26 protein-coding genes are annotated in these 26,976 nt (G+C 73.3%); 10 read left to right on the top strand and 16 right to left on the bottom strand.

Going from position 1 to position 26,976, the window contains the following annotated elements:
• Window positions 1-95 precede the first annotated feature (95 nt).
• A complete protein-coding gene (crcB, locus tag ABZX65_RS05555; RefSeq protein ID WP_355335060.1) occupies window positions 96-617 on the top strand; it encodes a fluoride efflux transporter CrcB in 522 nt (173 codons plus the stop codon).
• Entirely contained in the window at window positions 614-988 is a 375-nt protein-coding gene (gene crcB / locus ABZX65_RS05550; RefSeq protein WP_355335058.1) for a fluoride efflux transporter CrcB, read from the top strand. Before crcB (ABZX65_RS05555) ends, crcB (ABZX65_RS05550) begins: the two co-directional genes overlap by 4 nt.
• A 13-nt stretch (window positions 989-1,001) precedes the next feature.
• Here crcB (ABZX65_RS05550) and ABZX65_RS05545 read toward each other — a convergent pair whose 3' ends face one another.
• Both ABZX65_RS05545 and ABZX65_RS05540 read right to left on the bottom strand, forming a co-directional pair.
• The gene (locus ABZX65_RS05545; protein ID WP_355335055.1) at window positions 1,002-1,799 is read right to left on the bottom strand and encodes a hypothetical protein; all 798 of its coding nucleotides are present in this window, start codon (window positions 1,797-1,799) and stop codon (window positions 1,002-1,004) included.
• Between the two features lie 75 nt (window positions 1,800-1,874).
• On the bottom strand, window positions 1,875-2,750 hold the full coding sequence (locus ABZX65_RS05540) for a LysR family transcriptional regulator (protein ID WP_355335053.1): 876 nt from the start codon (window positions 2,748-2,750) through the stop codon (window positions 1,875-1,877).
• A 214-nt stretch (window positions 2,751-2,964) separates the two neighbouring features.
• Between ABZX65_RS05540 and ABZX65_RS05535 the strand changes: the two genes are divergently transcribed.
• The 5 genes from ABZX65_RS05535 to ABZX65_RS05515 all read left to right on the top strand — a co-directional run bounded on the left by ABZX65_RS05535 (window position 2,965) and on the right by ABZX65_RS05515 (window position 8,468).
• On the top strand, window positions 2,965-4,455 hold the full coding sequence (locus ABZX65_RS05535) for an FAD-linked oxidase C-terminal domain-containing protein (protein WP_355335051.1): 1,491 nt from the start codon (window positions 2,965-2,967) through the stop codon (window positions 4,453-4,455).
• A gap of 1 nt (window position 4,456) precedes the next feature.
• Complete coding sequence (locus tag ABZX65_RS05530; RefSeq protein ID WP_355335048.1) at window positions 4,457-5,656, top strand: FAD-binding oxidoreductase; 1,200 nt, start codon at window positions 4,457-4,459, stop codon at window positions 5,654-5,656.
• Window positions 5,657-7,288 carry a heterodisulfide reductase-related iron-sulfur binding cluster gene (locus ABZX65_RS05525; RefSeq protein ID WP_355335045.1) on the top strand — a complete coding sequence of 544 codons (1,632 nt, stop codon included), beginning with the start codon at window positions 5,657-5,659 and terminating at the stop codon, window positions 7,286-7,288.
• Between the two features lie 181 nt (window positions 7,289-7,469).
• Window positions 7,470-7,826 (top strand): hypothetical protein, encoded by a 357-nt coding sequence (locus ABZX65_RS05520; protein WP_355335042.1) that lies wholly within the window; start codon window positions 7,470-7,472, stop codon window positions 7,824-7,826.
• A 288-nt stretch (window positions 7,827-8,114) separates the two neighbouring features.
• Entirely contained in the window at window positions 8,115-8,468 is a 354-nt protein-coding gene (locus ABZX65_RS05515) for a PRC-barrel domain-containing protein (protein WP_355335039.1), read from the top strand.
• Between the two features lie 167 nt (window positions 8,469-8,635).
• Here ABZX65_RS05515 and ABZX65_RS05510 read toward each other — a convergent pair whose 3' ends face one another.
• The 4 genes from ABZX65_RS05510 to ABZX65_RS05495 form a co-directional block, all read right to left on the bottom strand.
• A complete protein-coding gene (locus ABZX65_RS05510) occupies window positions 8,636-9,916 on the bottom strand; it encodes an alpha/beta hydrolase (protein WP_355335037.1) in 1,281 nt (426 codons plus the stop codon).
• 10 nt (window positions 9,917-9,926) lie between these two features.
• Entirely contained in the window at window positions 9,927-10,679 is a 753-nt protein-coding gene (locus ABZX65_RS05505; protein WP_355335034.1) for a response regulator transcription factor, read from the bottom strand.
• On the bottom strand, window positions 10,676-12,907 hold the full coding sequence (locus tag ABZX65_RS05500) for an ATP-binding protein (protein ID WP_355335031.1): 2,232 nt from the start codon (window positions 12,905-12,907) through the stop codon (window positions 10,676-10,678). The genes ABZX65_RS05505 and ABZX65_RS05500 overlap by 4 nt, the downstream gene beginning before the upstream one ends.
• 798 nt (window positions 12,908-13,705) lie before the next feature.
• A complete protein-coding gene (locus ABZX65_RS05495; RefSeq protein ID WP_355335028.1) occupies window positions 13,706-14,347 on the bottom strand; it encodes a GntR family transcriptional regulator in 642 nt (213 codons plus the stop codon).
• A gap of 172 nt (window positions 14,348-14,519) precedes the next feature.
• On the opposite strand from ABZX65_RS05495, the gene ABZX65_RS05490 reads away from it, so the two are divergent.
• Together ABZX65_RS05490 and ABZX65_RS05485 are read left to right on the top strand one after the other, a co-directional pair.
• Window positions 14,520-15,380: a MaoC family dehydratase N-terminal domain-containing protein gene (locus ABZX65_RS05490; RefSeq protein ID WP_355335026.1), complete on the top strand. Its 861-nt coding sequence runs from the start codon at window positions 14,520-14,522 to the stop codon at window positions 15,378-15,380.
• Window positions 15,381-15,432: 52 nt separating this feature from the next.
• Window positions 15,433-16,308, top strand: a complete 876-nt coding sequence (locus tag ABZX65_RS05485; protein WP_355335023.1) for a CoA ester lyase — start codon at window positions 15,433-15,435, stop codon at window positions 16,306-16,308.
• A 72-nt stretch (window positions 16,309-16,380) separates the two neighbouring features.
• Here the strand turns inward: ABZX65_RS05485 and ABZX65_RS05480 are convergent, their stop codons facing one another.
• The gene (locus ABZX65_RS05480; protein ID WP_355335020.1) at window positions 16,381-17,148 is read right to left on the bottom strand and encodes an enoyl-CoA hydratase family protein; all 768 of its coding nucleotides are present in this window, start codon (window positions 17,146-17,148) and stop codon (window positions 16,381-16,383) included.
• A 52-nt stretch (window positions 17,149-17,200) separates the two neighbouring features.
• Window positions 17,201-18,136 carry a LysR substrate-binding domain-containing protein gene (locus ABZX65_RS05475; protein ID WP_355335767.1) on the bottom strand — a complete coding sequence of 312 codons (936 nt, stop codon included), beginning with the start codon at window positions 18,134-18,136 and terminating at the stop codon, window positions 17,201-17,203.
• A gap of 90 nt (window positions 18,137-18,226) precedes the next feature.
• On the opposite strand from ABZX65_RS05475, the gene ABZX65_RS05470 reads away from it, so the two are divergent.
• Window positions 18,227-19,669, top strand: a complete 1,443-nt coding sequence (locus tag ABZX65_RS05470; RefSeq protein ID WP_355335018.1) for an aspartate aminotransferase family protein — start codon at window positions 18,227-18,229, stop codon at window positions 19,667-19,669.
• A 104-nt stretch (window positions 19,670-19,773) separates the two neighbouring features.
• On the opposite strand, the gene rpsR is transcribed toward ABZX65_RS05470, so the two are convergent.
• The 8 genes from rpsR to ABZX65_RS05430 all read right to left on the bottom strand — a co-directional run bounded on the left by rpsR (window position 19,774) and on the right by ABZX65_RS05430 (window position 26,651).
• On the bottom strand, window positions 19,774-20,037 hold the full coding sequence (gene rpsR, locus ABZX65_RS05465) for a 30S ribosomal protein S18 (protein ID WP_355335015.1): 264 nt from the start codon (window positions 20,035-20,037) through the stop codon (window positions 19,774-19,776).
• A 59-nt stretch (window positions 20,038-20,096) separates the two neighbouring features.
• Window positions 20,097-21,257 carry a GTP-binding protein gene (locus ABZX65_RS05460; protein WP_355335012.1) on the bottom strand — a complete coding sequence of 387 codons (1,161 nt, stop codon included), beginning with the start codon at window positions 21,255-21,257 and terminating at the stop codon, window positions 20,097-20,099.
• On the bottom strand, window positions 21,254-21,508 hold the full coding sequence (locus ABZX65_RS05455) for a type B 50S ribosomal protein L31 (RefSeq protein ID WP_355335009.1): 255 nt from the start codon (window positions 21,506-21,508) through the stop codon (window positions 21,254-21,256). The genes ABZX65_RS05460 and ABZX65_RS05455 overlap by 4 nt, the downstream gene beginning before the upstream one ends.
• A gap of 62 nt (window positions 21,509-21,570) precedes the next feature.
• Entirely contained in the window at window positions 21,571-21,741 is a 171-nt protein-coding gene (gene rpmF, locus ABZX65_RS05450) for a 50S ribosomal protein L32 (RefSeq protein WP_355335007.1), read from the bottom strand.
• 173 nt (window positions 21,742-21,914) lie between these two features.
• Entirely contained in the window at window positions 21,915-22,595 is a 681-nt protein-coding gene (locus ABZX65_RS05445; protein ID WP_355335004.1) for a hypothetical protein, read from the bottom strand.
• A gap of 451 nt (window positions 22,596-23,046) precedes the next feature.
• Entirely contained in the window at window positions 23,047-23,655 is a 609-nt protein-coding gene (locus ABZX65_RS05440; RefSeq protein WP_355335001.1) for a superoxide dismutase, read from the bottom strand.
• 338 nt (window positions 23,656-23,993) lie between these two features.
• Window positions 23,994-24,773 carry a FadR/GntR family transcriptional regulator gene (locus ABZX65_RS05435; protein ID WP_355334999.1) on the bottom strand — a complete coding sequence of 260 codons (780 nt, stop codon included), beginning with the start codon at window positions 24,771-24,773 and terminating at the stop codon, window positions 23,994-23,996.
• A 315-nt stretch (window positions 24,774-25,088) separates the two neighbouring features.
• A complete protein-coding gene (locus ABZX65_RS05430; protein WP_355334996.1) occupies window positions 25,089-26,651 on the bottom strand; it encodes an alkaline phosphatase family protein in 1,563 nt (520 codons plus the stop codon).
• Between the last annotated feature and the right edge of the window lie 325 nt (window positions 26,652-26,976).

The following is a 26,976-nucleotide window of genomic DNA, read 5'->3' as shown; positions in this document are numbered from 1 at the left end:
GCCGTACCCGAACCACGGCGACACAGCCGTCAACGGTCCCTACTTGCGACGCGCGCACGCCAAGCTTGGGCGTGCCCGGTGAGTAGGAGACGAAAGTGGCAGAAGTCCGGCCCGTGACGCCCGACGAACCCGTGGACCCCGACATCGATCTGCACGACCCGGCACAGCGCGAAGCGTCGCGCGAGGGCCAGGCCCCGGTCGTCGCCGTGGTCGCGGTCGGCGGCGCGGTCGGCGCGTGCGCCCGCTACGGGGCCGCGCTGCTCTGGCCGACGGCCTCCGGCACCTTCCCGTGGACGACGCTGACCGTCAACGTCGTCGGCTGCGCGGTCATCGGTGTCTTCATGGTGCTGATCACCGACGTCTGGAACACGCACCGTCTGGTGCGGCCCTTCTTCGGCACCGGCGTGCTCGGCGGCTTCACCACCTTCTCCACCTACGCCACCGACATCCGGGCCCTGATCGACGGCGGGCAGGCCCTTACCGCGCTCGCGTATCTGGCGCTCACGCTGCTCGCCGCTCTCGCCGCGGTGTGGCTGGCGGCGGCCGCGACCCGGCACGTGGTGCTCGGGCGGCTCGCGGACCGGGCCGAGCGGGCCGACGAGGCGGAGGCGCGATGAACTGGCTGCTGGTCATCGTCGGGGCCATGGTCGGCGCTCCGATGCGCTACCTCACCGACCGCTCGGTCCAGAGCCGGCACGACAGCCTCTTCCCCTGGGGCACCTTCACCGTCAACGTCGTCGGCTGTCTCGTCCTCGGCGTCGTGACCGGCGCGGTCACCGAGGGCGCCGCCTCGTCCCAGGTCCAGGTGCTGCTGGGCACCGGCCTGTGCGGCGCCCTCACGACCTACTCGACCTTCTCCTACGAGACGCTGCGGCTGGCCGAGAGCGGCGCCCGCTTCTTCGCCGCGGCCAACGCGGTGGCGAGCGTGGCGGCCGGGCTCGGCGCGGCCTTCGCCGGTACGGCGCTGGCGCAGGCGTTCTGGGGCTGAGCCGCGGGGTTCGTCAGCGCGCCGACAGCACGCTCATCAAGTGACTTACGGCGCGGGGCAGTTGGGCGCCGAACCGCTTCGTGTCGACATGGGGCGGGGGTTCGGGTGAGCCGTCCGCGTCCGTCGGGCGCTCGCCCGCGCCGATCCACTCCTCGGTGGCGCCGGCCTCGATCGAGAACACGGCGCCGCCGTGCAGGACGTCCACGGTCTGGCTCGTGGAGTCACCGGTGAGAAAGGCGCGGTCGCCGAGGCCGGTGACCGGCCTGCTCGTCCGCGGGTCGTGGACCATGACCACGCCGCTGCCGGCGGCCGGCTCGGCCGGGTCGGCGTCCCGCGCCTTCAGTCCGTCCTCGAATTCCGTCCGGGGGTCGGTCTTCTTGTGCAGGTCGACGCTGACCGAGATGGTGTACGAGGTGATCCAGCCGTCGTTCTCCGACGTGTTGCCGACCAGGCGGCACGCGATGTGGTCGAGCGTCCTGCCGACGTTCATCGGTCCGGGGATCTCGCTCATCGAGGACAGGCCGATCATGTCCACGAGGGGCTGGAGCGCCGCCACGGTGCACGGATCCGCGAGGCGGTATCCGTGCAGGTCGGGCGGGGCCGTACGGCCGTAGTCGGCACCCCGCAGCGCACCGGCCCAGGCCGCCGACGCGACGACGGCCCCGGCGAGCGCCCAGACCCAGGGCCCGCGCCGCCGGTGCACACCGGACAGCCGTCCGCCGCGCGGCTCCCGCGGCCGGTCGTCGTCGCCGATGACATCGACGGGCCGGTCGTCGCCCGACCCGTCCGTCAGTTCGGGCTCGGTGATCACGCCGCCCCCCTCGTCGCGTTGGGGCCACCCTATGGCGGGGGCACGGCGCGCGGACGGGGGACGGGCGTGATCCGGTCAGCGGTCCAGGTACGACAGGAGTTCCCGCGCGGCCGGTCCTGGCCGGTCGTCGTCGGGCAGGGCGACGGAGACCGGCCAGCCCGGGTCCTCGGCGCCGGTGATCGGCACGGCGCACAGCGACGCGGCCGACTCCTTGCGGGCGATGGGGCGCGGGACGACCGCGATGCCGAGCCCGTAGCGGACCAGGTCGATCACCGTGTGCACGTCGTACACCTCGAGGGCGACCTGACGGGAGGCGCCGCAGGCGGCGAAGGCCCGGTCGGTGAGCTGCCGGGCGCCCCAGTCGGCGTGGAAGTCCACGAAGGTCTCGCCGTCGAGGTCCGCCCACTTCACCTGCGGCTCGCCCGCCAGCCGGTGGCCGGGGTCGCAGAGCAGCACCATCGGCTCGGTGGTCAGCGGCAGCAGGCGTACGCCCTCGGGCGGCGCTCCCGGCAGGGTCACGAAGGCGACGTCGAGATGGCCGTCGGCCACGTCGCCAGCGAGCACGGTCGAGCCCGCCTGGCGCAGCCGGACCTCTACATTGGGGTGCCGGGCGCGGAAGCGGGCCAGCAGGTCGCCGATGTCGATGGTCACGCACTGCTCGATGCCGACCGAGAGAGTGCCGCGCAGCAGCCCCTGCACCGCGGCCACGGCCTCCCGCGCGGCGCGGGCGCCGGCCAGCGTACGGGTCGCCTCCACGAGCAACGCCCGCCCGGCGCCGGTGAGTTCGACGCTGCGTGTGGTACGGACGAACAGCGGCGAGCCCAGCTCGCGCTCCAGCGCGCGCACCGAGGCGGACAGCCCGGACTGGGAGACCAGCATGCGCTGGGCTGCCCGGGTGAAGTGCCGCTCCTCGGCGACCGCCACGAAGTATTCGAGCTGGCGCAGTTCCATGATTCAGCACTCTAGCTGCTGAATCGAGCCCCATTGTTCCAAGCCCGGACGGACGGCGGCGGTCGCGGCCGGTGGCCGCCTGGGGCGGGAGGGGTGGTCCGTGCGGGGGTGACGAATGCCACCCGCCACCCTTGACGTGCTCGGAAGGCGACGGCATTCTTCCATCATTCGGTATTCAGTTACCGAGGAGTGGAATCAAGTGGAGGAGTGCGCGATGACCGCCGTCCCGGCCGACGCGGACCGGCCCACGCCCAAGGCGCCAGGGCTCGCGGCCCGGCTGCGCGCCTCCATCGGCGCGGAGAAGGTCCTCACCGACCCCGCCCAACTGCGCACCTACGAATGCGACGGCCTGACCAACTTCCGGGTACGGCCCGCCGTCGTCGTCCTCGCCGAGCACCGCGACGACGTCGTGGCGGCCGTGCGGCTGTGCGCCGAGGCCGGAGTCCCGTTCGTCGCCCGCGGCTCCGGTACCGGGCTGTCCGGCGGCGCCGTCCCCGTCGCCGACGGCGTCCTCATCGTGCTGTCCAGGCTCCGCCGGATCGTCTCCGTCGACCCCGACAACGCCCGCGTCGTCGTCGAGCCCGGCGTGATCAACCTGTCGGTCACCCGCGAGGCCGCCCCCTACGGCCAGGCGTACGCGCCCGACCCGTCATCGCAGCAGGTCTGTTCCATCGGCGGGAATGTCGCGGAGAACGCGGGCGGCGCGCACTGCCTCAAGTACGGCTTCACCGTCAACCACGTCATGGGCGCCGAAGTCGTCCTGCCCGACGGCGAGGTGGTGCACCTCGGGGGCACCGCGCCCGAACACCCGGGCCTCGACCTGCTCGGCGCGTTCGTCGGCAGCGAGGGCACGCTCGGCGTCGCCACCGAGGTCACCGTCCGCACCATCCAGGCGCCCGAATCCGTACAGACCATGCTCGTCGGCTTCCACACCGTGGAGGACGCGGCGGGAGCCGTCAGCGACATCATCGCGGCGGGCATCCTGCCCGCGGCCATCGAGATGATGGACGCCCTCGCCATCGAGGCGGCCGAGGCCGCGGTCAACTGCGGTTACCCGCGGGGCGCGGTCGCCGTCCTCGTCATCGAACTCGACGGCCCCCACGTCGAGGTGGACGAACAATTCGTCCAGGTCGAGCAACTGGCCGCCGCGCGACACGCGTTCGAGACCCGCATCGCCCGCGACGCCGCCGAGCGCGCCCTGATGTGGAAGGGCCGCAAGTCCGCCTTCGCGGCCGTCGGCCGGATCAGTCCCGCCTACTACGTCCAGGACGGCGTCATCCCGCGCACCCGGCTGCCCGAGATCCTCACCGAGGTCGGCCGCCTCGCCGAGCGCGCCGGGATCCGCGTCGCCAACGTCTTCCACGCGGGCGACGGCAATCTGCACCCCCTCATCCTCTTCGACGACACCGTCCCCGGCGCCGCGCACGCCGCCGAGGAGCTGGGCTTCGCCATCCTCGACCTGTGCGTCGAGGCGGGCGGCTCCATCACCGGGGAACACGGCGTCGGCCTGGAGAAGAAGTCGCGGATGACCCGGCAGTTCACGGACGAGGACCTGGACACCATGCAACTCGTCCGCTGCGCCTTCGACCCCGACAACATCGCCAACCCCGGCAAGCAGTTCCCGACCCCGCGGCTGTGCGGGGAGCGCCCCGGCGTCCGCACCGCCGCCGACACGCACGATCCGGCGCTGGGCGAGGTGTTCTGAGATGACCGCACCGCACCGCGCGCGTCCGGACACCGCGCAGGCGGGGGCCGTACGGTCCGAGACCGTCGAACCCGCGACTGCCGCCGAGGTCATCGAACCCGCGACCGCAGCGGAGACCGTCGAACCCGCGACCGCCGCCGAGGTCGCCGAGATCCTGCGGAGCACCACCGGCACCGTCGTCCCGGTCGGCGGCGGTACGAAGACCGGCTGGGCCGCCCCTGCCACCTCCTGCGACCTGCTGCTGCGCACCGCGGGACTGGGCCGGGTCGTGGAGTACGCGCCCGGCGACCTCGTGGTCGTCGCCGAGGCCGGGGTGCCACTGGCCGACCTGCAACGACAGCTCGCGGAACACGGCCAGATGCTCGCCCTCGACCCGCCGGAAGCGGGCGCCACGCTCGGCGGGATCGTCAGCGCCAACGCCTCGGGGCCGCGCCGACTGCGCTACGGCACCGCCCGCGACCTGCTCATCGGCGTCACCGTCGCCCTGGCCGACGGCACGCTCGCGCGATCGGGCGGCAAGGTCGTCAAGAACGTGGCCGGATACGACCTCGGCAAGCTCTACACCGGAGCGCACGGCGGCCTCGGCGTCCTGGTCTCCACGACCTGGCGCCTCCACCCGCTGCCACCGGTCACCGGCGCGGTCACCGTGCCCGTACAGGACAGCGCCGAAGCGGGCAGGTACGCCGCGCTGCTCGCCCGCTCCACGCTCACCCCCACCGCCGTCGAACTCAACTGGTCTTCGCGGGCGGGGGAGTTGACCGTGCTCTTCGAGAGCAGCGCCGCTTCCGTACGCGCCCAGTCGCGCGCCGCGATCGCGTTGCTGGGGGTGGGGGCGCACGCGGACGAGGTCCCCGACTGGTTCGGAGCGCGGCCGACCGGCGGCCTCGTCCTGCGGCTTGCCCACGAACCCTTCGCGCTGCCCCGCGTGCTCGACGCCCTCCCGGACGGCGCTTCGGGCACCGCGTCGGCCTGCACGGGAGTGGCGTACATGGCGGTGCCCACCGACACCGACCTCGCGGCGCTGCGGGCGTCGATCGCCCCGTACGACGGCTCCGCGGTGGTGATCGCCGCCGACGACGCGCGCGACGCGCTCGACCACTGGGGGCCGGTCGCCGACTCGTTCGACCTGATGACGCGGGTCAAGGACCGCTTCGACCCGGAGCGGCGCCTGTCGCCCGGCCGACTGCTCGGAGGACTCTAGATGGCCGCGGACACCCCCAACGGGCCCCTTCCGCACGGGAATTCGGCGGACACGTCCAAGGACGCCTCCAAGGACGCCTTCAAGGGCTCCTCCAACGGGTCGGTCCCGCCACGGAGTTCGGGGGAGCCCCCGGTCCCGGTGCCGCCCGTACTCGGTGTGTCCGTCGCGCCCAGCGCGGGCGCCGCCACCGTCGCCCTCGGCATGCCGGGCAGCGCGCCCCCTCCCGGCAGCGCCTTCGACGCCCACCACCCGCCGGACGCGGCGCTCGTCGGGGACTGCGTGCACTGCGGCTTCTGCCTGCCGACCTGCCCGACGTATGTGCTGTGGGGCGAGGAGATGGACAGCCCGCGCGGGCGCATCGACATCATGAAGGCCGGACTCGAAGGCGACGCTTTCGACGCCGGCAGCGTGCGTCACCTCGACCAGTGCCTCGGCTGCATGGCGTGCGTGACGGCCTGCCCGTCCGGCGTGCAGTACGACAAGCTCATCGAGAGCACCCGCGCCCAGCTCGAACGCCGGGTCCAACGGCCGCGCGCCGAACGGCTGTTGCGCGCCCTGATCTACGGCCTGTTCCCCTACCCCCGCCGTCTGCGCGCCCTGCGCGGACCGCTGCGCGTCTACCAGGCGAGCGGTCTCGGGCGGCTGCTCGCCCGCGGCGGAGTGCTGCGACGGCTGCCGCGCCCCCTCCAGGCCATGGAGTCGCTGGCCCCCAGGCTCGGCCACGTCGACAAGCTGCCGGAACACACCCCCGCCGTCGGCGCCCGCCGCCGTACCGTCGGCCTGCTCACCGGCTGCGTCCAGGGGACCTTCTTCCCCGACGTGAACGCCGCGACCGTACGCGTCCTGGCCGCCGAGGGCTGCGACGTGGTCGTACCGCGACGGCAGAGCTGCTGCGGCGCGCTGTCCGCGCACGCGGGCCGGGCCCCCGAGGCGGAGCGCTTCGCGAAGTCCGTCATCGAGACGTTCGAGGCGGCCGGGGTGGAGACCGTCGTGGTGAACGCCGCGGGCTGCGGGTCCAACCTCAAGGAGTACGGCCACCAGTTGCGCGACGAGCCCGACTGGGCGCGGCGCGCGGAGGCGCTGGCCGCCAAGGTCATGGACATCACCGAACTCCTGGACGAATTGGGCCCCGTGGCCCCCAGGCACCCGCTCCCCATGACCGTCGCCTACCAGGACGCCTGCCACCTGGCGCACGCGCAGGCCGTACGCGACCAGCCACGCCGACTGCTGCGGGCCGTTCCCGGCCTGGAGACAAGGGAGTTGGCGGAGGCCGAGATCTGCTGCGGCAGCGCGGGCACGTACAACCTGCTGCACGCGGAACCCGCACGCGAACTCGGCGAACGCAAGGCCAAGGCGGTCCTGGCGACCGGCGCGGACATCATGGTCACCGCGAACCCCGGCTGCTGGATGCAGGTCGCCACCACGTTGGCCCGCATGGGCGAGCGGCTGCCCGTCGCCCACACCGTGCAGGTGCTCGACGCCTCGATCCGGGGCGTCCCCGTCGACCGGCTCCTGGCCCGGGCACTCGAAGGACCCGGCACCGTCATCTCCTACGCCACCCCCGGGAGCCGCGCCACGCGGCGGAGCTCTCGTGAGGCGGAACCGCCCGGGCGCGCCCCGGTCGGCCGATGACGCGTTGACATGCGGTGACGCCCGGAGTTCACTGGCCAGTACGGCGTAGGGCGGTACGCGGCGCGCCTTCGGCACGCCACAGCCTTCAGCTTCCACCGATCTCATGGTGTTCGGGTGGGCGTCGGCACGACACCACGGCCCGGATCACGACCCCGCACGGCAGAGAGAAGTGGCACTTCACATGATGTATGACGCCGAACGCGCACGGCAGCCCGCGACCGGGGCGGAGAATCCGGCGTTCACCGAACGGTGGGCCAAGCGCGAGTCCCGGCCCGAGCCGCTGCTGCCGCAGAAGGAGCGCGACGACTCCGCCGCGCTCCTCCAGCGGGCCGCGGGCTCCTTCGGCGAGAGTCCGCGCCAGGCGCTGGACGAGGCCGACCAGGCCCTCGACGCGGCCAGCGGCCACCTCGCCGAGGTGCTGGCCGAGCGGCTGCGCGTCCTGCGCGCCCGCTGGCAGGACGCAGACGGCGTCCCGGACGGCGCCGTGGGCCTGCTGCGCGACTACCGCGAACTCACCGAGCGCCTGCTGCGCCTCTGACCGAGGGCCCGAGGGCCGCGCGAAGCCCGCTGGCGGAGAGCGATTCTCCGGCCCGGCGGGCTTTTGTCGTGACCCCGATCACACCTCGACGCCGGGCGTCCGGCCGGAGCACCGCACCGTTTCCGCTGCTCAGACGAATATTTGCCGCACGGCAATAATCTTCGGCATATGAGGTGTGCGTGCGGGACGGGCGGGCACGCGACGGTGTGAGCAAGCGTCACTGACTATCGGATGACACAACGTCACTACCGCGAATCGGGACGGAAATTGCGATAAAGGAGCCGCGACATGAGTGACAATATCTGGGGCTACGAGCAGACCTCCGGCCACACGGCGGGAACCGACCTGATCGGATACAAGGTCGAGGCGACCGACGGCCACATCGGAAAGGTCGACAAGCACTCCGATGACGTCGACTCCGCATATCTGGTGGTCGACACGGGTGTGTGGATTTTCGGCAAGCACGTACTGCTCCCGGCCGGCACCGTGAGGTCGATCGACGCGGCGGACCAGAAGATCTTCGTCGAGCTGACGAAGGAGCAGATCAAGAACTCCCCTGAGTTCGACAAGGACAAGCACGTCGGCGACGCCGGATACCACCAGCAGGTGGGCGAGTACTACGGCAGCCACCGTAACCGCTGACACAGCGAGCGGCAGGGAAATTTGGGGCCGCCCCGGCACTCGCCGGGGCGGCCTTTTCCCGTGGGCGCGTGAATTCCGTGGGAGCGGGAAATGCCCCCGGGGGTTTGTCACCGCACGGGCATCGCACGCTGGCATCTCACGGCATCTCACGGCATCTCACGGGCGCCTCACGACGGCGGAGCCGTCCCGGTGTAGGGCCGCAACGGAAGCGGCCGGTCCAGCAGGAAGGCCACGAGCGCCGACTCGTAGACCGCGGGCCGGTCGATCGCGATGGCGTGCCCGGCGCCGGGCACGTACACCAGGGTCGCGTCGGGAAGTGTGCGCTTGTAGTCGTAGGTGACCTCCCACTTCTTGTAGTCGCACTCCCCGCGCATGATGAGCGTCGGTATGCGCGCCGTGCGCAGCCGGGGACGCGGGTCCGGCAGGTGCTTGGCGTCGTCGATGGTGAACTGGTTGACGTAGAAGCCCGTGCGGTTGTCCGGGAGCCGCGCCGGGGGCCGGCCGGGGCACTGGGCGGCGGGCAGTGACGTGGTGAGGATCTCCCGGAAGCGCTGGTCGGCCTCCCGGTCGCCGACCAGGTGGTGCGCCGCGTCGGGGTTGACCGACTGGAGCAGGGCCATGGCGATCATCCGGGGAGTGTTGGTCAGCTCGTCGACCCGCTTCCTGGCCTCCGGCGTCAGCCGGTCCCACAGCTCACCGGTCTCGCCGTCGGGGAAGGCCCCGTACCAGAGCACGCCCGGCGAGCTGAGGACGGCCTTGGCCACCCGGTCGGGATGCGCGGCCATGTAGTGGGCGGCGAGCGAGCCGCCCCAGGACTGGCCGACCAGGATGATCTTCTCCGCGCCTATCGTCCGGCGGATGGCGTCCAGATCCGCCACCTGCCGGGCGACGGTGTACTGCGTCACGTCGCGCAGCCTGCTGGAGCGTCCCGAGCCGACCTGGTCGTACGCGTAGACGTCGAAGCCGTCGGCGGCCAGCGCGCGGCCCGCCCGCGAGATGTCGTCATTGGCGGTGCCCGGACCGCCGTGCAGGAAGATCACCGGTGCGGGCCTGGCCGTGCCCGTGGCCGCCGCCTCGCGGTACGCGATCCGGGAGCCGGTCGGCAGCGCCCAGAAACGCACGTCCGGCGGCACCTTCCCGTCCGCGGGCCGCGGCATCGGCCGCAGGACGGTCGCCCCCGACAGCGCCGCGGCCACCACGGCGAGCACGGTGGCGGAGATCACCGCGGCCCGGCGCCGACGGGCGACGCCGAACAGTACGAAGCCGGGCCACGCCACGAGGAAGGTGACGCCGAACAGGACGACGAGGGCCGCCGCCACCAGGAGCGGGACGGAAGCGGTGGCCGCGCCCGCGCCGACGAAACCGGCCACGGCCGCGGCGAGCCCGAGAACCGCGGCCACCAGAAGAAGCAGGACGCCAGCGGTGCGGCGTAGGAGTGTCTGTGCCATGTCGGAAACGCTATGAGCGCCCCTGGCCGCGTTCCTCCTGCTCAGGGGCCGGATCGACAGGGGGGCGCGACGGCCGGACGGCGGGGACCGACCCCGCCGTCCGGCGGGGTCGGCGTACGCCCGGCCGGATCAGCCCCGACTCGTACGCGGCGATGGTGGCGTGGACGCGGTCGCGTACGCCCAACTTGCCCAGGACGACGGCGACATGGTCCTTGACGGTGGCCGCGCTGATGCCGAGCGCCTCGGCGATCTCCGCGTTCGTCCCGCCGCGCGCCACCTGGACGAGCACCTCGGTCTCCCGGGGCGTGAGCGCGGCCAGCGGCGCCGCGTCGTCGGGACCCGGCGCGGACGTGAAACGGTCGATCAGACGGCGGGTGATGCCGGGGTCCAGCAGGGCGTCCCCCGCGGCGACGACCCGCACCGCGTCGATGACGCGCTCGGGTTCGGCGTCCTTGAGCAGGAACCCCGCGGCCCCGGCCCGCAGCGCGGCGAACACGTACTCGTCCAGGCCGAAGGTCGTCAGCACCAGGACGCGGGTCTGCGGCACGTGGGCGGTGATGCGCGCGGCGGCGGCGATGCCGTCGAGTCTCGGCATGCGGATGTCCACCACCGCCACGTCGGGGCGCAGTTCGGCGGCGAGGGCCACGGCGGCCTCCCCGTCGGCGCACTGGCCGACGACGCTCAGATCGGCCTCGGCGTCGAGCACCGCGGCGATACCGGCCCGCACCACGGCCTGGTCGTCCGCGACCGTCACCCGGATCATGCCGGCACCACCTCGGGAAGCCATACGCGGACCGTGCCGTCGCCGGTCGTCGCGAGCGTACCGCCGACGGCGTCGGCCATCGCGTGCAGCCGCCGCAGCGACGGTCCGGCCTGGGGTCGGCGGTGGACGACGACCTCGACCCCGTCGGCCGCGTAGTGCACGGTGACCCGCGCCTCGTCGGACATCAGCGCCTCCGCCGACCGGTAGGCGGCGACCTCCATCGCGGCCGGAAGCGACCGCACGCGCCCGGTCAGCCGGGCCGTCGCGCGGTGCCTGGCGGCCAGGGCGGCGATGCCCGCCACCGTGGGCGGCGGTACGTCGTCGTCGGCGTCGAGCGGTTCGCGGACCTCGGTCAGCAGCTCACGCAGCGCCCGCAGGCCGCCGCGCGCCTCGGCCAGCACCTGCGGCAGGTCGTCGGCGTCGGCCGCGGCCACCATGGCCGCCACCGGGCGGCGCGCCGTGGCGCGCAGTTCGGCGGACAGCCGCAGCCGTTCGGCCCGCGCCGCCTCGGCCGCCGCCCGGTTCAGCGCCGCTCGCCGGGCGCTCTCGCTGTCGGCTCCGGTGCGGCGGCGCCCGCAGGACCGGACCCCGCACGCCCAGACGGCCGCCGCGGGCACCGCTGCCAGCGCGCCGAACACCGCCCAGCCCAGCGCGACCCGCCGCACGTCCTCGCTGACCATGGCCAGCCCCGCCACTGCGGCGACGCCGAGCACCGCGGGCCAGGTCCGCCGCGCGCCCGGTGCGGTCGGCGCGCGGGCCGCGACCGAGTACAGCAGCACCAGATCGCCCCACCAGCACCACAGCAGCAAGTCCGTGGTGTGCGGCGCGGTGACGCCCAGCCGGTCGCAACCGAGCCACAGCAGCACCACGGCCGAGGCCGCCAGCAGGCCGCTTCGCGGTGCCGTACGCCGCCGGGCGAGCGGCAGCGCGTGCAGGACGAGCAGGGCGAGGAGCACGATGTGGCCGGTGGCCCCGGCGCCGCCGGGGAAGACGTCGGGGCCGCCGCCGGGCAGCAGACCGGCGCCCAGCGGAACCGCCAGGGCGAGCAGGGCGAGGGCCGCGTCCAGTGCCGCGGGGCCGCGCCGACCGGACCTGAAACGGGCGCTTTCTCGTACGGCGGTCGGCCCGGTCGCCAGCGGCAGCCGCGCGCTGACCCGCCACCCCGTGCCCACCGGGCCCGCCGTCAGCCGCCCGCCGTCGGCCGCGACCGCCTCGGCCAGCGCGGTCAGGCCGCTGCCGCTGCCGAGGTCGGCGACCGCGAGCGCGCCGCCGCTGTCCCGCACATGGACGACGAGGTCGCCGCGTTCGACGGCCAGCCGCACCTCCACCGTCGCTCCGGCCGCGTACCGGACGGTGTTCGTCAGCGCCTCACGGACGACGCGGAAGGCCAGCGAGGCCGTGGCGGGCTCCACCGCGGGCTCCCGGGCGGCGACCGTGCGGGTGTAGCGGACGCCGGGGAAGGCCGCCACCAGGGCGTCGACCTCCTCCAGACGGCGGGGCACCGCGAGCGCGTCGGCCAGCGCGTCGAGTTCGAGGAGCGCCAGCCGTCCCTCGTGGCCCGCGTGCCGGGTGGCCTCCGCCATCAGGTCCTCATGTCCGAGCCTCAGCGCGGCGGCGGCCGACACCGTGACACCCGTCAGCCGGTGCGCCACCACGTCGTGCAACTCGGCCGCGAAACCCCGGCGTTCACCGCGCGCGGTGTGCCGGAGCAGGTCGGGCGCCCGCCGGGCGTACTCCTCCCGCGCGGAACCGAGAGCCCGGCGCCATCGGCGGGACCGGCCCCGTACCCATACGGCCGCCGCGCCCGCACAGGCCAGCAGGGCTCCGGCCGCCACGATCCGCGGCTGCGCGCCGTGCCACAGCACGAGGCAGCCGACGGTCAGGGCGGCGAGGAGCGCCCCGAGCGCCGACGCGCCCGCGGTACGGCGCAGGGCCAGTGAGTACAGCGCGACGAGCACCGCCGCCACGGTCACCGGCGCCCAGGCCAGGACCCGCGAGACATCCGCGCCCACCACGGCGGCGACCGCGGCGGCCAGGGCCGTGGCCGGGGCGGCACGCCGGACCGCCATCGCACCGAAGGCGACCGCGACGGCCGCCGCGGCCAGCGCCGTACGGGCCGGACCGGGCGACGCGTCCCGCCCCAGTGCGGCCACAGCCCACCAGAGCGCCTGAAGGACAGCCAGGATCCCCGGCACCAGACGCGCCGAGCGCTCGCGATGCTCTCCCATGGCCCGGAGATTACCGGCCGGGCGACGCCCAGAGCGGAGGGTTCGGGGCCGTACGACGCCACGCGGCGCGGACGCGGGGCGAGCCTTCCGCCGATGCCGATCAGGTGCTTGGCGCCGCAGCGGTCGCAGATGCCGCCGTCTCGGGTGCGGCTGGGCGGCCGAAGCGAGGGGAGGGGTGTGCGCTCCGGGGGGAAGAGTGCCTGTGCGGGTGATCTCCCTGCCACGCGTCAGAAGAGCGGTGGCTCGCGGCGGGCCCTGCGGCAGACGAGCCAGGAGCGGATCCCGGCCCTGCTGCTCGGCCGCGGGCCGCCGCACCGCGCCGGGTCGGTCCGCCACGCGGGCGTGTCCCGGACGACGGCCGCCACGATCGTCAGCGGTCTGATGGCCCGTGTCCGGGCGTCGAGTCCGGCGCGGCGCGCCCGGACGGACTCGACGGGCGGGTCCTCGAACGGCTGGCGGTCGACCCCTCGCCGCCGTGGCCGTCGGCATGAACCACACCTTCGACGTGTCCGGGGCACCTCGGCGAATGGTCCACCGGGAAGATCGCGGGCGAGGGCGCGCGGCTGAATTCGGGGTCCGGCCGCGCGGAGCGGATCGCCGCCGGGTCGGCATCCTTCGACGGCTGCTGAACGACCACGGCCCGCGCCGACGCGGCGCCGCCGTCGCCCGGATCGAGATCGCCCGACCTGGCCGCCGCCCTCAACCGGGTCGACGTGCGCGAGGCCACGGCCCGACGTCCCTGCTCTGTCGGCGGGGAGGAGCTCAACACCGGCTCCCCGCACCGGAGTCGGGCTCGCGTCAGCGGCTCTCGTGGTGCCGGGCCAGCAGTTCGCCCGCGTGCCGGACGTGGTCGGCCATCGCCGTACGGGCCGCGTCCGGATCGTGGTCCGCCAGTGCGGTCAGGATCGCCTCGTGGTCGTGCGCGGACGCCTCCGCCCAGCCGTCGACGCCGGAGAAGAACATCCGGGGCGCGTAACGCGACGCGGTCCGCAGGAACCACAGCAGGCGCGGGGAGCCCGCGGCGCGGTTGATCTCGCGGTGGAAGAAGTGGTTGAGCTGTTCCACCCGCGCGGCGTCACCTGCCCGGTGTGCCGCGACGAGCTCTTCCTGGAGCGCCACGAGCCCGTCCAGCGCCTCCGCGGTGAGGCGACGGCTGGCGAGCGCGGCCAGTTCACCCGAGACGAACGCGTGCACCCGGTAGATGTCCTCGATGTCCGAGCGGGACAGCGGCAGCACGACGAAGCCCCGGTTCGGCTCCAGTTCCACGAATCCCTCGCCGCGCAGCAGACCCATCGCCTCGCGTACCGGCGTGACGCTCAGCCCCAGCCGCTGGGCGAGCGGTTCGAGCCGCAGGAACTCACCCGGCGCGACCCCGCCCGAGACGATCAGATCGCGTACGTACGAGGCGACGTCGTCGGACCTCCGGCGCCCGTCCGTCACCGGCCGCACCCACTCTCTCCGCTGATCCTCTGCCGGGTTCTCCGCCGGTTTCCCCTGCTGGGACGGCGTTCACCCTACATCATGTACGATCTGGAGAAATCATATATGAAAGGTCGGTGGCCATGGCGTCGAGCGTGCGGGTGCGCGGCCCGGTCGTGGGCAGGAGAGGCCGTTGACCGCCCCCGAATTCGAGAAGATCGCCGCCACCTGGCGACCCGAGCCCGCGCAGGTCAGCGGCGCGGTGGAACGGGGGACCACCGACAAGCTCGCCGCGCTGTTGGACGTACCCGCCCCCGAGGACGGCGCCGAACTGCCGCCGCTCTGGCACGAGGTGCTGCTGCGCGACGCCGTCGGGATCGAGCGGATCGGCGCCGACGGACACCCCGAGGGCGGGGCGCTGCTGCCGCCGCTGGCCGACCGGCGGCGGATGTTCGGCGGCGGCACGGTGGAGGTCGTCGCGCCGCTGCGGGTCGGCGACCGCGTCGCCCGCATGAGCCGCGTCGCCGACGTCCGGGTGCGCGAGGGCCGCTCCGGCGTGCTGCTGCTGGTCACCGAGGACCACGTGTGGTCGGTCGCGGGCGAGGACCGGATCAGGGAGCGGCGCGACATCGTCTACCGCCGCGCGGCCGACATCGGACCCCCCACCGCCACCACCGGAGGCGCGGTGTCCCCGGTCACCCCGTCGGCCACCCATGTCCCCGACGAGCGCTACCTGTTCGCGTACAGCGCGCTCACCTACAACCTGCACCGCATCCACTACGACGCCCCGTACGTCCGCGAGGTCGAGCACCACCCCGGCCTCGTCGTCCACGGCCCGCTGCTCGCCCTCTGGTGCGCCGAACACGCCCGGTACCGCCTCGGCGCCGCGCCGACGCACCTCACCTACCGGCTGACCTCGACCGCCTACGTCGGCCAGGAGGTCACCGTCGGCTCGGCCGGGCGGGAGGACGGCGCCCTGTCCATCGAGGCATGGTCACAAGGGCGTTGCTGCGTACGGATGACCGCGCGGGACGCCGCACCCGCCGCCGACTGAACCAGCCGAGCCGTCGCCGCCGGGCGCACCATCGAAGGAGAGCGGATCAGCCATGGCACCTTCCGAGGACAACGACAGCGCGGGCCCGTACGGCGGAGGCGACCGTACGGGTGTCGCGGACGCGCTGGGCCGCGCCCGGTCCTTCCTGTTCGTGCCGGGCGACCGGCCCGAACGGTTCGACCGGGCGCTCGCCGGCGGTGCGGACGCGGTCGTGGTCGACCTGGAGGACGCGGTGCCGCCCGACGCGAAGGAGGCCGCGCTGGCCAACGCGACGGCGCTGCTGGGCCGGGCGACCGGCGTGGTGATCCGCGTCAACGACCCCCGTACGCACCGTGGTTCGGCGGATCTGGCGGCGCTCGGCGCGGCGGGCGGGCCCGTCGCGGTCGTCGTCCCCAAAGCCGAGGACGCGGCCACGGTCGCGGCGGTCCTGGCCGCCCTGCCGCCCGGCTCCGCCGTGCTCCCGCTGATCGAGACGGCGGTCGGCGTCCTCGACGCCCGGCTGATCGCGGCGGCGCCCGGTGTCGTCCGGCTGGTCTTCGGACACCTGGACCTCTGCGCCCAGTTGGGGCTGCGGCCCGACGACACCGCGCGGCTCGTCCCCGCCAGATTCGCCCTGGTCGCCGCCTCGGCCGCCGCGGGACTGCCCGGTCCCGTGGACGGCGTCTGCACCGAAGTCCGCGACCGGGAAACGGTGCTGGCCCAGGCCCGTGCGTCCCTCGACAGCGGCTTCACCGGCAAGTTGTGCATTCACCCCGCCCAAGTGCCCGCCGTCCACGAGGCCCTTGCCCCCGAGCCGGACGAACTCGCCTGGGCCCTGAGGGTCCTCGAACTCACCACGGAGGACGAGGTGAAGCTCGTGGACGGCCACATGGTCGACCGCCCCGTCCACCTGCGCGCCCGCTCGATCGCCGCCCGCGCCGATCGGTGACGTGTCGGCGTAGCGGTGTCCGGCGGTGGCCACCGGCCACGCCCAGGCGGTCCGTGGCCGTACCGCGTGGAGTCACCCGGCGGCGCGCCACCGGGGCGGGCGGCGCTCCATGAACGCGCGGATGCCCTCCTGCGCCTCCTCGCTGGCGAACAGCCGCGCCGACAGCGCGGTGAGGTCGCTCGCGTCCGCGGCGATCCGCCGCCGCCGGTCCGCCGTCAGCAGCTTCTTCGTCTCGGCGGAACCCTGCGGTGAGGTTTCGCGGACGGCGGCGGTGAAGCGGGCGACGACGGCGTCGATCCCGTCGGCCGGGGCCGCCGACGTGATCAGGCCGATCTGCGCGGCGCGCGCCGCGTCGAAGGTCTCGCCGGTCAGGTAGTAGTGCGCGCCCGCGCGCGGTTCCATGACGTCCAGCGTGCACAGCGAGATGATCGCGGGCGTGACGCCGATCCGCGCCTCGGTGAAGGCGAAGGACGCGCTCTCGTCGGCCACCGCGATGTCGCACGCGCCGACGATGCCCATCCCACCGGCCCGTACATGCCCGGTGACCCGCGCGATCACCGGCTTGGGCAGCTCCACGATCAGGCCGAGCAGCGAGACGATCGCCTGCGTCGCCGCCGTCATCGAGCCGCCGCCCGCCTCCGACAGGTCGGCGCCTGCGCAGAACGTACGCCCGGTGTGGGTGAGGACGACCGCGCGCACATCGGCGTCGGCGCCCGAGGACTCCAGGGCCTCGGTCAGCTCCGCGACCAGTCGGGAGGAGAGCGCGTTGCGGTTGTGCGGCGAGTCGAGAGTGATCGTCGCGACCTGGTCGCGTACGACGTGACGGACGAGCTGCGTCATGGAGGACACCTCGGGTTGGCGGCGGTCGACGGTCCCTGCGGTCGGGACGATGCTAGGGCCCGCCCGGTGGCCCGGCCACGGAGCCGGGGAGGGGCAGGGGGAGGTCCGTGATCTGGCGCAGGGCGTCGAGGACGACGTGGACGGCCGCGCGGGGCGGGGAGCCGCGGCGGATCGCGGCGGTGATGGTACGGGATACGGGGGTCGCGAGCTCGCGGGTGGCGACGCGGTAGCGGCTGTGGGCCACGGTCAGGCCGGGGAGGAGGGTGATGGAGAGCCCGGCCTCGACGTGCTGGAGGGTCATCATGTAATTGCTGAAGCGGCAGACCACGCGCGGTTCGAACTGGGCCTGGCGGCACAGCCGCAGGGCCAGCCCGGCCATGTACGACTGCGGCATGTCCAAGGACCACGGCTCGTCCGCGTACGCCGCGAGGTCCGCGGCGCCGCGTCCCGCCGCGGGGTGCTCCGGCGGTACGACCAGCAGGATCGGGTCCCTGGCCAGCGGGACGAGGTCGAGGTCGGGGCCCAGGGGCAGCTCGTCGAAGTCGGTGGTGGTGATGATGACGTCCGCGTCGCCGCCGCGCAGCGCGGGCATGCTCTCGTGCGGCTCCAGTTGCAGCAACTCGATGTCGAGGCGCGGGTGTTCACGGGCCAGTCGGGTCACGACCGGCACGGCCATGGTGTGGATCGCGCTCTGGAACGCGCCCAGGCGTACGAGTCCGGCGGGCTCCTCGCCGAAGCCGTGCAGCTCCGCCTCGACGCTGTCCATGTGGTCGAGGACGGCGCGCGCCCGCCGGGCGAGGATCAGCCCGGCCGAGGTCAGCCGCACCCGGCGTCCAGTGCGTTCCAGAAGCTGCGTACGGGTCTCGGTCTCCAGCACGGCGAGCTGCTGCGACACGCTCGACGGGCTCAGGCTGGCGGCCTGGGCCACGGCCCGGATGGTGCCGAGCGTGTCGAGCTGGGTGAGCAGCCGCAGCCGCCAGGGATTCATCACGGGGCCATTCTTGTGCGGATCTACCGAACAGGACAGCCGGAAATGTGCGATGGACGTGTCGCTCGCGGGCCGCCTACCGTCGAGGACATGGCTGCTTCCCGCACTGGCACCCCCACGTCCACTACCGGCACCTCAACCGGCACCTCCACGGGCGCTTCCACCGGTACGACCGCGGGCACGACCCCCGGCGTGATCACCGGCCCCGCGGCCGTCCCGTCCGCCCCGCCGTCCGCCGAGAGCTTCTGGGCCGACGCCGAACGGCATCTCGTGCGCTACGGACCCGAGTTCACCCCCGAGATCATCGAACGCGCCGCCGGAAGCTTCGTGTACACCGCCGACGGCCGGAAGATCCTGGACTTCACCTCCGGCCAGATGAGCGCGATCCTCGGGCACTCGCACCCGGCGATCGTCGCCACCGTCCGGCGGCAGATCGCGGACCTCGACCACCTCTACAGCGGCATGCTCAGCCGACCGGTCGTCGACCTCGCCCGGCGGCTGTCCGACACCCTGCCCGCGCCCCTGGACAAGGTGCTGCTGCTGACGACCGGCGCCGAGTCCAACGAGGCCGCGATCCGGATGGCGAAACTCGTCACCGGCAAGCACGAGATCGTCTCCTTCGCCCGCTCCTGGCACGGCATGACGCAGGCGGCGGCGTCCGCCACGTACAGCGCGGGCCGCAAGGGGTACGGGCCGGCCGCGCCCGGCAACTTCGCCATCCCCGTACCGAACGCGTACCGGCCCGACTTCACCACGCCCGACGGCGCGCTCGACTGGCGCCGCCAACTCGACTTCGCCTTCGACCTGATCGACGCGCAGTCCACCGGCAGCCTGGCCGCGTGCCTGGTCGAGCCGATCCTCAGCTCGGGCGGTGTCATCGAGCCGCCGCCCGGCTACTTCGCGGCCCTGCGCGACAAGTGCCGTGAGCGCGGGATGCTGTTGATCCTGGACGAGGCCCAGACCGGTCTGTGCCGCACCGGGACCTGGTACGCGTTCGAGCGCGACGGCATCGTCCCCGACATCCTCACCCTGTCCAAGACGCTCGGCGCGGGACTGCCGTTGGCGGCCGTCGTGACCAGCGCCGTGATCGAACAGGAGGCGTACGACCGCGGGTTCCTGTTCTTCACCACGCACGCCGCCGACCCGCTCGTGGCGGCCGTCGGCAACACCGTCCTCGACGTCCTGATCGCCGACAGGCTCGACGAACGCGCCCGCGCGCTCGGCGCGTTCCTCCGCGAGGGCCTGGCGGAGATCGCCGAACACCACGCTGTGGTCGGCGACATCAGGGGCCGCGGCCTGCTGACCGGACTCGAACTCGTCGTCGACCGCGACACGAAGCAGAGCTCCGACGAGCTGGGCGCACGCGTCACCCGCCGCTGCCTCGAACTCGGCCTGCACATGAACATCGTCCAACTCCCCGGCATGGGCGGGGTCTTCCGCATCGCCCCGCCCCTGACCGCCACCGAGGACGAACTCTCCCTGGGCCTGGCCGTCCTCGACCAGGCGATCGGCGACGCGTCCGCCACGCTCTGAGCCGCGCTCATGGCCTGAGCCGCCGTCTCGCTCTGGACCAGCGCCATGCTCTGGACCACGCCCCCGCTCCGAACGACCGCCGCGCGAGCGGCTCGTGCGGCGGTCTAGCGCGGGGAAGCGCTCCCCTTCGGCGGAGTCGAGGCGTAGGGGAGCAGCGCCATCTCGCGGGCGTTCTTCACGGCCTTGGTGATCTGGCGCTGCTGCCGCGCGCTGATCCGGGTGACGCGGCGGCTGCGGATCTTGCCCCGGTCGGAGATGAACCTGCGCAGCAGATCGGTGTCCTTGTAGTCGATGTACTCGATCTTCGCCGCGTCCAGCGGGTTGGGCCGGGATGTGGGGGCCTTCCGGGGATCGGGTCGGCGGGGCATGGGCGGCACTTCCTCGGTCGGTTCGGGTCCCGGCCGCTCCGGCCGGGGGAAAGGGCGGATCAGGACAGCGGGGAGAGCAGTTCGTCGAAGGCGGCAGGGAGGGTCCGCCATCCGGCGCGGCCCGCCGCGTACTCGGCGTCCGTCAACAGGCAGGAGTCCAGGAGGTCTTCGAGTCCCGACCGGTCGAGGCCGGGGGAGGTGAAGACCAGATGCTGGCAGCGGTCGCCGTGCTCCGGGCCCCAGTCGAGGGACGCGGCGGCCGTACGGACCGGGGACTCCAGCTCCCAGGCCGCGTCCGGCAGCGACGCCAGCCACGGGCCGACGCTCTCCACGCACAGGGCGCCACCGGCCGCGTCCCACGCCAGGAGCGTGTCGGGCCGGTCCGCGAGCCAGAAGCGGCCACGGCTGCGGGCGGCGGCGCAGGCCAGATCCTCCAGTGCCGCGTACAACCGGCCGGGGTGGAAAGGGCGGCGCCTGCGCCAGACCAGGGTGCCGACCCCGGCCTCCTCCGCTTCCTGCGGCAGCCGTGAGCAGGCGGGGTGCTGCGCGGCGGCGGCGCCTGCGACGTCGAAACCGGCGAAGGCCATCCTGGCCAGCTCGGTGGTGCCCGCCGCCACCTGCCGCGCTGTCGGGTGGAGTTGACGCAGCAGGGCGCGCTCCTCGTCGGTCGGCTCCTCGTCCTGCACGACGACCAGCACCGGCGGGTACTCCAACTGGCGGGCCCAGGTGTCGCCGACGGTGCGCCGGTCCTGCGGCGCCACCGCGAGGCCCGCGTCGCCGAGGTCGTCGCCGTTGGCCAGGCAGGGCAGGACGAGAGCGGGGTCGACCGCCGTCATGACACCGGCCAACTCCAGGAAGCCGGAGCCCGGTTCGGCGATGATCTCGGCCATCCCCTGCGGCTCGACGGAGTCCCACAGCTCCACCACCGCGAGCCGCGTCAGACCGCTCGCGGCCAGCCGCTCCAGCTCCGGCACCAGGTCCTCGCGCAGAGCGCAGCACGCGCAGTCGTTGACCAGCGGCGTCTCGCCCTCGGACACGAGGCCGTCCGCGTCGCGCACCGTACGGCGCACGACACCGCGTTCCGCGGCCCGCGACAGGTCGTGGTGCAGGGCGACGCTGTTGGGGACCATCGACAGCAACTGCCCGACGACCGTGCGGCGCGCGTCGCCGTGCATACCGGCCACCACGACGACCGGCAGCCGGTCGTACCCCCGCGTCATCGCGGACCCCGCCGCGCGTACCGGCGCTCGAAGCGCTCGACGCGGCCAGCGGTGTCCAGGACGCGGGCGGTGCCGGTGTAGAAGGGGTGGCTCCGCGAGGAGATCTCCACGTCGATGACGGGGTAGGTCCTGCCGTCCTCCCACACCACCGTCGTGTCGCTGGTGGCGGTGGAGCGGGTGAGGAAGGCGAAGTCGGCGGCCTTGTCGCGGAAGACGACCGGGCCGTACGGGGGATGGATGTCGGGCTTCATGGAGGTGTCCTCGTGGTGAGTCGTCGGCTGCGGGGTCCGGTTTCTCCGGCCGCGGTGTCGGGTCAGCGCGCGGGGTCGAGCAGGCCGCGCTCGTAGGCCCTGACGAGCCGCCGGGGGACCGCGTACGCGACGCCGTCGATGGTGACGGTGACCAACCGCGGTGCGGCGGCCTTCCATTGGGCGCGGCGGTGCCGGGTGTTGCCGCGAGACATCTTGCGTTTGGGAACGGCCATGACGGTCCTTCGTGAGGTGGGCGGACGGGCGAGCCACCACACTATATGGAGATGGATATCATTTTCAATAAGAGGTGCGTGGACGGGCGCGATCCCGGACACGCCGGTGCGCCGGGACCCTGTCAGCGGGTCCCGGCGCACCGGTCGAGCGGGTCGGACGTGGCCAGGCGCGGTCAGGCCGGTTCGGCGTAGCGGCGGCGGGCGAAGTGCCTGACGGCGGGCTCGACCTCGCCGGGCTCGCGCAGGCGGCGCACCGCCACCAGGGCGTACGTCTCATGGCCGTCGACCACGTGGGTGCGCGGCAGGGCGAACCTCTCCCCGGGAACCGGCCAGACCAGCAGCCACAGGTGCCTTTCCGAGGTGTACGGCCGCGGGCCGACGGTGACCGCGGCGATCTGGTCCCAGCGGAAGACGAGGTCGGTGGCGCCGAAGTCCCGCATCGCGATGCCCTCGGGGCCGATCCGCAGGCCCAGCGGACGCAGCCACCGCAAGAAGAGCCAACTGCTGCCGTACAGACCGCCGAGCCGGGTCAACGGCCCGAGGGCGACGGCCTGTTGGGCGCCCCCGACGGGTCCGCCGGTGACCATGCGGAACGTGGCCAACGCGCCCACGACAGTGAGGACGAGCGCCAGGGCGAGCGGACCGGCCGCCGTCCATCGGGGCGCGAACGTACGCGCCTCCTTCTGTGGTCCCTCGTCTGCCGGACCGAAGTCGCCGATTCCCGGCGCGTCCGAGATCGGGCCGAAGCCGGGTACGAGCGGCGCCCCCGCGCCCGGCGCCACGGCCGGACGGTACTGGTACGGCGCGCCTTCGAAGCGGGTCCCCGCGTACCGCTTCAGCGTGTCGATCAGCACGCTCGGCCCCTGGTCGACCTCGCCGCCGTCGATCAGCGGGTAGCCCCGGCGGCCCTCGGGGAAGGAGCGGATCCGCGCCCCGGGAAGGGTGACGCCGGCCGCCGGGTAGACGAAGAGCTCGGGCTACGCCGCCTGCCGGGAATCGCCGCGCGCGAGCACCGCCCATACGACGGCGCCGACCGCCGCCAGCGCCCCCCGCCCCACCCAGCGTCTGCCGCTCCGGCGAAGCCGCCCGCTCCTGGTGAACTCCACCGTGCCACCCCCCTGTTGCCGTCCCTCGGCCGCGTCCGTCGCCACGCGTCAGGGGAGACGACGGGACCGCGCGCGGCAGTTCCTGTCCGCGCGGGAACGGTGGGGGAGTGACAGGGAAGCGGCCGGGGGCACCGCCGTGGTCGGCGGTGCCCCTGCGGCGTACGGCGTCCGGTGTGCGGCGTGCGGCGTGCGGCGTGGGTCAGGCGCCGGTGGCCTTGGCGTAACGGGCGCTGACGTCGGTCCAGTTGACGAGGTCCCAGAGCTTGGTGACGTAGTCGGGGCGGACGTTCTTGTACTGGAGGTAGTAGGCGTGCTCCCAGGCGTCGAAGACCAGCAGCGGGGTGGCGCCGTGGCCGACGTTGCCGTGGTGGTCGTAGACCTGTTCCACGATCAGCCGCTCGCCGAGCGGCTCCCAGGCCAGGACGCCCCAGCCGGAGCCCTGGACGGACGCGGTGGCGGCGGTGAGGTGCTTCTTGAACGCCTCGAATCCGCCGAGGTGCTCCTCGACGGCGGTGGCCAGCGCGCCGTCGGGGCGGTCGCCGCCGTCGGGGGACAGATTCTCCCAGAAGATCGAGTGCAGGACGTGGCCGGAGAGGTTGAAGGCGAAGGTCTTCTCCAGGCCCACGAGCCGGGCCGGGGCGAGCTGTTCCTTCTCGCGGGCCTCGGCGATCTGCTCCAGCGTGTCGTTGGCGCCCTTGACGTAGGCGGCGTGGTGCTTGGCGTGGTGCAGCTCCAGGATTTCGCCGGTGATGGCCGGTTCCAGAGCGGAGTAGTCGTACGGCATGTCAGGAAGCGCGTAGGTGCCCATCAGGCACGGCCCCTTTCGACAGAGTGAGAATACGTGCCGCGACCCACCCTATGACCTTATTGCGAGAGAGTTGCAATAGCGGCACAGGTGCAGCAGCATGGTGTCGGGCGGGGTCGGCCCGACAGCATCCCGGGAGAGTCGCTTCCTCGACGCTGATCGTCTTTCCAACCGGCAACCCGCCGGCCCGCCGGTCCCGCCCGCCGACGTACTGCTGTGCCCGCCGCCCGTGCTCCGATGCCGCCGACCTGGGCGGGCGGGGGCCGGGAACGCCGGAGCCCCCTTCGGCGCGGATCTCCGCGTCGAAGGGGGCTCGGCCACGCGTGCCGGAAGCCGGCCGCCTACTGCTTCTTGCGCCGCCCCGCCGCCTTGGGTTCGTCCAGGCAGAGCCGCGCCGCGGTCCTGCTCAGGTGCTCGCGCATGATCCGCTGCCCGGTCTCCACGTCGTCCGCCCGGATGGCCGCGATGATCGCCCGGTGCTCCTCCATGCCGCGCTTGCCCCTCTCGGGCGCTGTCCGCTGCGCGGTCGCCGGCGATATCAACTGCGGCCCGTGGAAGGAGTGGATCAGCATCTCGAACGCGGTGTTGTGCGTGCTCGCCGCCAGCCGCGTATGGAATTCGGCGGACAGCGACACGTCGTAGTCGCCGCCCGCGACCGCCTCCTCCTGCCGGTCGCAGATCGCCTGGAGCGCGGCGATGTCGTCGTCGTCCGCGTTCGCGCACAGCAGCGGCATGATGCCGACCTCCAGGACCAGCCGGACCTGGGTCACATCGGCCGCCGACACCGAGGAGAGCGTGAGCAGATCGGTGATGCTCGCCCCGATCCGGTCGCTGGTCGGCGTGGTGACGAACGCCCCGCCGTGCGCGCCCACCCGGATCTCGACCAGTCCGCCCGCCTCGAGCACCCGCAGCGCCTCGCGCACGGTCACCCGGCTGACCCCGAACCGCTCGCACATCTCGCGTTCCGGAGGGAGCCGGTCGCCCGGCGTCAACTTGCCCTCATGGATGAGCGAGCGCACCTGGTCGACGATCAGCGCGGAGATCCGGCGGTCGTTCACGGGGCTGAGGAGTCGGCCGGACTGACCGTCCTCGGTCCTCGCTGTCGGACGGCGAGCGGCCATAAGGGTTCCTTCCCTAGACGCGGACGACCCCATAGTAGCTGATTAAGGTATGACCAATAGGCCCTGGTCGGGGCCCGGCTCGTGCTCCCCCGTGAGGTCGGCCTCCGGGCCCTATCGACTCCGTGTGCCCCGGTATTGAGCCTTTCCCGCCTCCCGGCGCGCGGATGTTCTCCCGGTGTGTTCGACCGCGCCGCCCGGCCCCCTCCCCGGCCTCCTGGCGATGGCGGGCGCCCTGCCGCCGGCCTGGGCGCTGACGGCCTGCGCGGGCGACGCGGCCCGTTCACAGCCCGAGATGGACCCGCCGCACCCGGCGGGTCAGCGCGGGGGAGGGAAGGACTGGGTGGCGCCCGGTCGCGCGGGCATGGGCTGGGTGGAGGCCGCGGTCTGGGCGGCGAGGTGGGCGGCCGTCGTGGCGGGGGCGAATTCCGGGCTGGTCGGGGCGGGTTTGCGGTCCTGGAGGCGGAGGGCGCCGGTGAAGTCGCCGAAGGTGCGGCGGCGCCACTTGCTGATCGGGGTGAAGGTCACCGGACCGTGGCCGGACAGGCCGCCCGCCGCGGTGATGGTCTCGATGAACCGAAGCGCCGAGGTGTGGTCGGAGACCTCGGAGAAGATCCGGCCGCCCACGGTCCAGGGGGAGACGATGACGCACGGCACGCGGAAGCCCGCGCCGACCGGCAGCCCCCTGCCCGGAGTGCCCTTCGGCGACGTCAGGTGGACGAACTCCTCCGGGTACGTACGGGGGTTGGGGACGGGCGGCGGGACGTGGTCGAAGAAGCCGTCGTTCTCGTCGTAGTTCAGGACGAAGACGGTCGAGTTCCACAGCTCCTCGTTGGAGGCCAGCGCCTCCAGCTTGGACGCCAGGTACTGCGCGCCGGCCGCCGGGAGATTCGGCGGGTGCTCGTCGGCCTCGCTCGGCATGTAGAGCCAGGACACGTCCGCGAGGACGCCGTTGGCGCAGTCCTCCTCGAAACCGAGCGCCGGGTCGGACGCCGGGGACGGGTGGGTGGGATCGCCGACCCGTCCCGGTGTGCCGTCGCCGTAGAGCGTGCCGCCGGTCATGACGGCGGTGTGGAGGGCGACGGGCAGGGTCGCCTTGTTCTTGAAGCTGGCGAACCAGGCGAAGACGTTGAACCCGCTGGTCGCGCCGGAGAAGTACGTCTTGACGCTGTACCCCGCGTCGTGGAGGATCTCCGCCGCCGACGGGTGGGTCATCGGGTTCGGCGTGACCGTCTCCAGCACGGGGCCGCCGAATTTGCCCTCCGGGTCGTTGGTGCCGGACATCCACACCAGCCGGTTCGGGTCGGTCGGGCCCAGGACGGAGCAGTGGTAGTTGTCCAGCAGCGTGAAGGACTCGGCGAGCGCCCAGTGGAACGGGATGTCCTCGCGGGTGAAGTAGCCCATCGTGTACGCGCCGTTGACCTCGCCGTCCGAGGCGATGTGCGCGGACAGCCAGCCGTCCATCGCGCCCTGGTTCCACGAGGCGTGCTGGTCGCGCCAGTCGTGGGAGAGCGACGGGATCGCGGCGGCGCCGGTGCTGAGCGTGGACATGTGGAACGGTTCGAGATACCCGTCGGGGTTGGCCGGATCGGGCTGCCGGAAGACCGAGTCGCCGTTGGGCAGCTTGATCGCCGTCTTGTCGTTGAAGCCGCGGGCACCGGGAAAGGCGCCGAAGTAATGGTCGAACGACCGATTCTCCATCATCACGTACACGACGTGCTTGATCTGGGACAGGTCCCCCTTGGCCGGCCCCGCGGTCGCGGCCCGCGCGAGGTTCTCGGGCAGCACGCCCGCCACCCCGGCGGCACCCGCCAGCGCGGCGGCGCTGGCGACGAAGCGGCGCCGGGAGATCCCCGAGCGGCCTGAAGCGGTGTTGCTCATCGTCTGTCTTCTCTCCGTCTCGTGGGACCCGGTCAGGACTTCTGCGGGGCGGGACCGCGCGGGGCGGCGCCGCGACCGCGCGGAGCCGTCGGCCCCGCCGCGTCACCGGACCGGGCGACACCGAGCACCTGGGCGACCGCGCTGTTGCGTGTGTCGGCGAGGTACAGCAGGTCCGAGGACCGGTCGATCGGAGGTCGCCGCGCCGCCGTCGCCGGAGAACGCGCCGAGGCCGTCGTCCGCCTTGTCGGCAGTATGGTCGCCCGCCACGGTCGTGATGGTCCCGGTCCGCGCGTCGACCCGGCGGATCACGTTGTTGGCCGAGTCC

It is taken from the genome of Streptomyces sp. NPDC003300 (assembly GCF_040610915.1).
Lineage (GTDB): Bacteria > Actinomycetota > Actinomycetes > Streptomycetales > Streptomycetaceae > Actinacidiphila.
The sequence above is the reverse complement of the archived record's forward strand: the minus strand, read 5'-3'. Positions and strand labels throughout refer to the sequence as shown.

Bases quoted from the DNA above. Each gene is read 5' to 3' on its own strand.
- crcB (WP_355335058.1), top strand. From the start codon at position 614: ATGAACTGGCTGCTGGTCATCGTCGGGGCCATGGTCGGCGCTCCGATG.
- ABZX65_RS05540 (WP_355335053.1), bottom strand. From the start codon at position 2,750: ATGGAACTGCGCCAGCTCGAATACTTCGTGGCGGTCGCCGAGGAGCGG.
- ABZX65_RS05535 (WP_355335051.1), top strand. From the start codon at position 2,965: ATGACCGCCGTCCCGGCCGACGCGGACCGGCCCACGCCCAAGGCGCCA.
- ABZX65_RS05530 (WP_355335048.1), top strand. From the start codon at position 4,457: ATGACCGCACCGCACCGCGCGCGTCCGGACACCGCGCAGGCGGGGGCC.
- ABZX65_RS05525 (WP_355335045.1), top strand. From the start codon at position 5,657: ATGGCCGCGGACACCCCCAACGGGCCCCTTCCGCACGGGAATTCGGCG.
- ABZX65_RS05520 (WP_355335042.1), top strand. From the start codon at position 7,470: ATGATGTATGACGCCGAACGCGCACGGCAGCCCGCGACCGGGGCGGAG.
- ABZX65_RS05515 (WP_355335039.1), top strand. From the start codon at position 8,115: ATGAGTGACAATATCTGGGGCTACGAGCAGACCTCCGGCCACACGGCG.
- ABZX65_RS05510 (WP_355335037.1), bottom strand. From the start codon at position 9,916: ATGGCACAGACACTCCTACGCCGCACCGCTGGCGTCCTGCTTCTTCTG.
- ABZX65_RS05505 (WP_355335034.1), bottom strand. From the start codon at position 10,679: ATGATCCGGGTGACGGTCGCGGACGACCAGGCCGTGGTGCGGGCCGGT.
- ABZX65_RS05500 (WP_355335031.1), bottom strand. From the start codon at position 12,907: ATGGGAGAGCATCGCGAGCGCTCGGCGCGTCTGGTGCCGGGGATCCTG.
- ABZX65_RS05485 (WP_355335023.1), top strand. From the start codon at position 15,433: ATGGCACCTTCCGAGGACAACGACAGCGCGGGCCCGTACGGCGGAGGC.
- ABZX65_RS05480 (WP_355335020.1), bottom strand. From the start codon at position 17,148: ATGACGCAGCTCGTCCGTCACGTCGTACGCGACCAGGTCGCGACGATC.
- ABZX65_RS05475 (WP_355335767.1), bottom strand. From the start codon at position 18,136: ATGAATCCCTGGCGGCTGCGGCTGCTCACCCAGCTCGACACGCTCGGC.
- ABZX65_RS05470 (WP_355335018.1), top strand. From the start codon at position 18,227: ATGGCTGCTTCCCGCACTGGCACCCCCACGTCCACTACCGGCACCTCA.
- rpsR (WP_355335015.1), bottom strand. From the start codon at position 20,037: ATGCCCCGCCGACCCGATCCCCGGAAGGCCCCCACATCCCGGCCCAAC.
- ABZX65_RS05460 (WP_355335012.1), bottom strand. From the start codon at position 21,257: ATGACGCGGGGGTACGACCGGCTGCCGGTCGTCGTGGTGGCCGGTATG.
- ABZX65_RS05455 (WP_355335009.1), bottom strand. From the start codon at position 21,508: ATGAAGCCCGACATCCATCCCCCGTACGGCCCGGTCGTCTTCCGCGAC.
- rpmF (WP_355335007.1), bottom strand. From the start codon at position 21,741: ATGGCCGTTCCCAAACGCAAGATGTCTCGCGGCAACACCCGGCACCGC.
- ABZX65_RS05440 (WP_355335001.1), bottom strand. From the start codon at position 23,655: ATGGGCACCTACGCGCTTCCTGACATGCCGTACGACTACTCCGCTCTG.
- ABZX65_RS05435 (WP_355334999.1), bottom strand. From the start codon at position 24,773: ATGGCCGCTCGCCGTCCGACAGCGAGGACCGAGGACGGTCAGTCCGGC.
- ABZX65_RS05430 (WP_355334996.1), bottom strand. From the start codon at position 26,651: ATGAGCAACACCGCTTCAGGCCGCTCGGGGATCTCCCGGCGCCGCTTC.